At 42.1% G+C, this 4410-nt stretch carries 4 protein-coding genes; all 4 read left to right on the top strand.

Features of this window, described 5'->3' with window-relative positions; genetic code table 11:
- The first annotated feature begins 261 nt into the window (after positions 1-261).
- The 4 genes from F6J99_RS42475 to egtC all read left to right on the top strand — a co-directional run bounded on the left by F6J99_RS42475 (position 262) and on the right by egtC (position 4042).
- Entirely contained in the window at positions 262-864 is a 603-nt protein-coding gene (locus tag F6J99_RS42475; RefSeq protein WP_293122813.1) for a hypothetical protein, read from the top strand.
- 67 nt (positions 865-931) lie between these two features.
- Positions 932-2209, top strand: coding sequence for an ergothioneine biosynthesis protein EgtB (egtB, locus tag F6J99_RS42470; RefSeq protein ID WP_293122810.1), 1278 nt, complete (start codon positions 932-934; stop codon positions 2207-2209).
- Between the two features lie 24 nt (positions 2210-2233).
- Positions 2234-3079 (top strand): methyltransferase domain-containing protein, encoded by an 846-nt coding sequence (locus tag F6J99_RS42465; protein WP_293122808.1) that lies wholly within the window; start codon positions 2234-2236, stop codon positions 3077-3079.
- 171 nt (positions 3080-3250) lie between these two features.
- Positions 3251-4042, top strand: coding sequence for an ergothioneine biosynthesis protein EgtC (gene egtC / locus F6J99_RS42460; protein WP_293122806.1), 792 nt, complete (start codon positions 3251-3253; stop codon positions 4040-4042).
- Positions 4043-4410 lie beyond the last annotated feature (368 nt).

Genomic DNA, 4410 nt, shown 5'->3' with positions numbered 1-4410 from the left:
TTCACCTCTTCCCTCTTCCCTCTTCCCTCTTCCCTCTTACTTCTTACCTCTTCCCTGCTCCCTGCTCCCTGCTCCCTGCTCCCTAAAAACCAGAAATTTGTACCTCACAAGTCGTAGAATTGCTATAGAATAACCGAAACCAATGGAATACCGTCGCGCTAAGATTGCAGGAGGGACATACTTTTTCACCGTTGTTACTCACAACCGCCGTCAATTTTTATGCGAACCTGACAACATCTTGCTATTAAGAGATACTTTTCTATGCCTTACAGTCAATTCACTATCGAAAAAGTCAAACAAGATTTTCACCTCACAACAGTTGAAGGGGTTCGCTTTTTCCCCAACTCCCTAGAACCCATCGTACCAAGTCCCAGACTGCAAGGCATTTTAGAGGATTTACCTTGGGCGATTGCCGTCGATACCGAAAAAGCACGTTCTGAAGTCATTATCAATCCCGTACTTTTGGAAGTGCGGCGCATTCTAGAGCGCCAAATCAGCGTATTTTCAGGGGAAGAATTTAACATTGATGTGAGTGTTGGACTCAACGGAGTGTGCGACTTCCTCATCAGTCGTTCTCCTGAACAATTAACAGTAGAAGCTCCGACAATTGTCATTGTTGAAGCAAAAAAATCAGACTTAAAATCTGGACTTGGACAATGCATTGCGGAAATGGTAGCAGCGCAGCGATTTAATCAAGCTAAAGAGCAACCCATCGCAGCTGTTTACGGGTGTGTTAGTAGTGGAACACAATGGCGATTTCTTAAACTAGAAGGACAAACAGTAACCATTGATTTAGTGGATTATCCCCTTCCTCCTCTTGAACAAATTCTTAGTTTTTTGGTGTGGATGGTCAAATCTGGATAACGTTATGGTTCAACAGATAGAGGAAATCCTCTAACACCTAATACCTAACGCTTAATACCTAACAATAATGGTAATCACAATTCCTGACTCTCAACCCTCAAAAGAGCTATCGTTATCAGCATACTACCAACAAGTCCGCCAACTCAGCGAACAAATTTGTCAACCCCTGGAAATTGAAGACTATGTAGTTCAAAGTATGCCTGATGCCAGTCCCCTTAAGTGGCATCTTGCCCATACCGCTTGGTTTTTTGAAGCCTTTATTTTAATTTACCACTGCCAAGGCTACAGTGTTTTTCATCCCAAATATGATTACCTATTGAACTCCTACTACGACTCCCTAGGAGAACGAGTTCCTGCCTCCCAACGGGGAACGTTATCTCGTCCCACTGTAGCCGAAGTTTATCGCTATCGTGCCTATGTGGATGAAGCGATGCAGTTATTTATGACTGAAAATATCGGAAATTCAGAATTAGAATCGCTGATTATTATTGCACTCAACCACGAACAGCAACATCAAGAATTTATATTCACCAACATTAAGCATATCTTTGGCAACAATCCCCTACGTCCCGTCTATAATCCTAATTTACCGACTCCCACTTCTACATCTGTAGTCAGACCACTTGATTGGCTAGACTATCCAGCCCAGTTGTATGAAATTGGTCACGATGGCGAAGGATTTGCCTTTGATAATGAACAACCTCGCCATCGAGTTTATTTGCAAGACTATCAACTCGCTTCTCGATTAGTAAGCAATGGAGAATACCTAGAATTTATCCAAGCCGGAGGTTACAATAACCCCGATTATTGGCTATCAGAAGGTTGGGCAACTGCTCACTCCCAAAATTGGCAAGCCCCTTTATATTGGGAACAAATTGATGGGGATTGGTGGTTGATGACCCTAGGTGGGATGCGCCGCTTAAATGAGAACGAACCCGTCTGTCACGTTAGCTTTTATGAAGCCGATGCCTACGCCCGTTGGGCAGGTAAACGTTTACCAACTGAGGCAGAGTGGGAAATAGCAACTGCTAATGTTCCAGTAGAAGGAAACTTATTAGAAACTGGAATGCTGCACCCTGCTCCAGCAACAGGAAATACTCAACCAGACCAACTATTCGGCGATGTGTGGGAATGGACAAATAGCACCCATCAACCTTATCCTGGTTATCGTCTAGAAGCGGGAATAGTGGGTGAATATAACTTCAAATTAATGTGTAATCGACTGGTGTTAAGAGGAGGTTCATGCGTTACGCCCTTGTCTCATATTCGTCCAACTTACCGAAACTTTTACCCACCCTCTACCCGGCATCAATTTACTGGTATTCGTTTGGCAGATACGCATTGATATAAACATCTTAAGAGCATTGCTATGACACAAAATCTTAGAAAGATTAATCCTTGTATTGATTATTACCAGAAGGCTGGCTTAAATCACGATGATAAACTAAATGATTGGTTCAAAATCGCTTTAATAGACTACGAATATCTGACTAGTTGTCGCCAGCTTCTACAAAGAATCAGTCTATTCAAAGACCGTCAAGTCAAGCTTTTAGACATAGGTTGTGGAACAGGCACTTTCCCAACTCTTCTCGATAATAAAATAACCAATCAAGTTAAAATATTTTCCGATCTACTAGATGTTACAGACTACGCCCTGAATCGATGTAGTGTAGCGCTCAACCGATTAACTCATTTTGAGACAGTTGAAACATTTTTGGCTTCGGCTGAAAATATTGAAACAGTCATTCCAAGAGATAGCTACTACGATATCGTTTGGTCGATTCATTCTTGGTATACACTAAACGCCGAAAAAATTAAAGATATACTCCAATATGTTTGGAAACTGTTGAAGCCCAATGGTGTTTTCCTAATCTACCAAGCAAGCTCTGATTCTTGTTACTGTAAACTATATGATGTTTATTTAGAAAGTTGTAAGCAAGCCAATAACTTAGACAGGTTTATTACTGCAGAGGATATTCAACAGGCATTAGATGCAATCGGGTTACGATATACTACGATAGACTTGTGCTACGACCACACAATAAACTGCACAGATCGGGATTTGCTAGAGGTCTACCTTCAAAAGTGTATCATTAATCATTCTGTTGACGTGTTTTCATTGTTTAACGAAGATGTATTAGCACCCTTTAAATCGCAGGGTGGTCAATTTTGTTTCCCGCAGACATCCAAGTTGATTGTTATTGAAAGGGCGTAGTCAGAATGGTACTTAGTTAAGACTCAAACGTAGCACTGATGAGGAGTGTGAAGGGGTGTGGGAGAAAATAATCTTTCCACATTCCCCTTCTAGAAAGGATTTCGGCTTATCTTAGTGCCATTCGTTTGGTAGGAAAAAATAAGATTAATACCAATTTTTGTATTTCAACATATGTGTCGATTACTGGCTTACCTCGGTTCTCCTATCCAACCGGATAAACTAATCTACGAACCAGAACACTCTCTGTGTATTCAAAGTTACAGACCGCGAGAAACTGTAACCACCTCTGTGAATGCTGATGGGGTAGGAATTGGCTGGTATCACTCCCAAAAACAGACAGAACCTTTTATCTACAAAAACATCCTACCGATCTGGAGCGATATTAATTTACCTCACCTCAGTCGTTACATTGAGTCTGAATGCTTCCTAGCCTATATCCGCAGTGCTACCCCTGGACAAGGGGCAAGTTGGAGTAACTGTCAACCCTTTAGCGATCGCCACTTCCTCTTCACCCACAATGGCTTCATCGACAATTTTCGAGCCACCTTATACCAACCGATCCGCAGTCATATTAAAGATACAGTCTATCAGAAAATTGAAGGCACTACCGATTCTGAACATATCTTCGCCTTGTTCCTCAATGAGTTAGCTGCTGTGGATGGTAATTGGGAACAAGCATTAGAAGCGACATTAAAAACGGTCTTTAAGTTAGCCAAACCCTATGGAGTCAAGGTCTTAGCAAACATAGTTATTAGTGATGGAAATCAGCTAATTGCCTCTCGTTGTGCTATCGGTTCCACTCCGCCTTCTCTCTACTGGCTGCAGAACGCTCCACTTTTCCCCAATTCTGTCATCATTGCCTCTGAACCTTTGTTCCCAGGAAACTGGAATCCTTGCCCTGAAAGTAGCATGATTTGTGTGGGAAAAGACCTGAAAATCAACATCCATCCCATAGATTTGTAGAGCTAACGGGGTGACAACCCCGTTAGGTACTCGCCCCTTTTTTAAAAACCGTTAAAAACCGTTAAAAACCTACCCTTGTCAGGGCGTGGGGCCCGGGCATGGGAAGTGTGGTGAGTGTGATCTGATTTGCGGTTAAATACTTACTTTATAGCGGTTCTTATATTAATTACGTACACAGGATTTTTTCCCTATTGCTAGCATGCCTATTGCTAGCATGCCTATTGCCTATTGCTAGCATGCCTGTTCCCTAAAAATAATTCTACCTATAATCCCAAATCCACAGCAATACGGTGAGCACAAGCAAATCCCGAAAACGCTACTGCATTTAAACCCTGCCCCGGAAAGGTACTATCCCCAACACAATAAAG

It is taken from the genome of Moorena sp. SIO4G3, from assembly GCF_010692305.1.
GTDB classification, from domain to species: domain Bacteria; phylum Cyanobacteriota; class Cyanobacteriia; order Cyanobacteriales; family Coleofasciculaceae; genus Moorena; species Moorena producens_A.
This window is presented reverse-complemented; position numbering and strand designations above follow the sequence as displayed.

Coding starts and splice junctions, on each gene's coding strand:
- F6J99_RS42475 (WP_293122813.1), top strand. CDS start 262: ATGCCTTACAGTCAATTCACTATCGAAAAAGTCAAACAAGATTTTCAC.
- egtC (WP_293122806.1), top strand. CDS start 3,251: ATGTGTCGATTACTGGCTTACCTCGGTTCTCCTATCCAACCGGATAAA.
- egtB (WP_293122810.1), top strand. CDS start 932: ATGGTAATCACAATTCCTGACTCTCAACCCTCAAAAGAGCTATCGTTA.
- F6J99_RS42465 (WP_293122808.1), top strand. CDS start 2,234: ATGACACAAAATCTTAGAAAGATTAATCCTTGTATTGATTATTACCAG.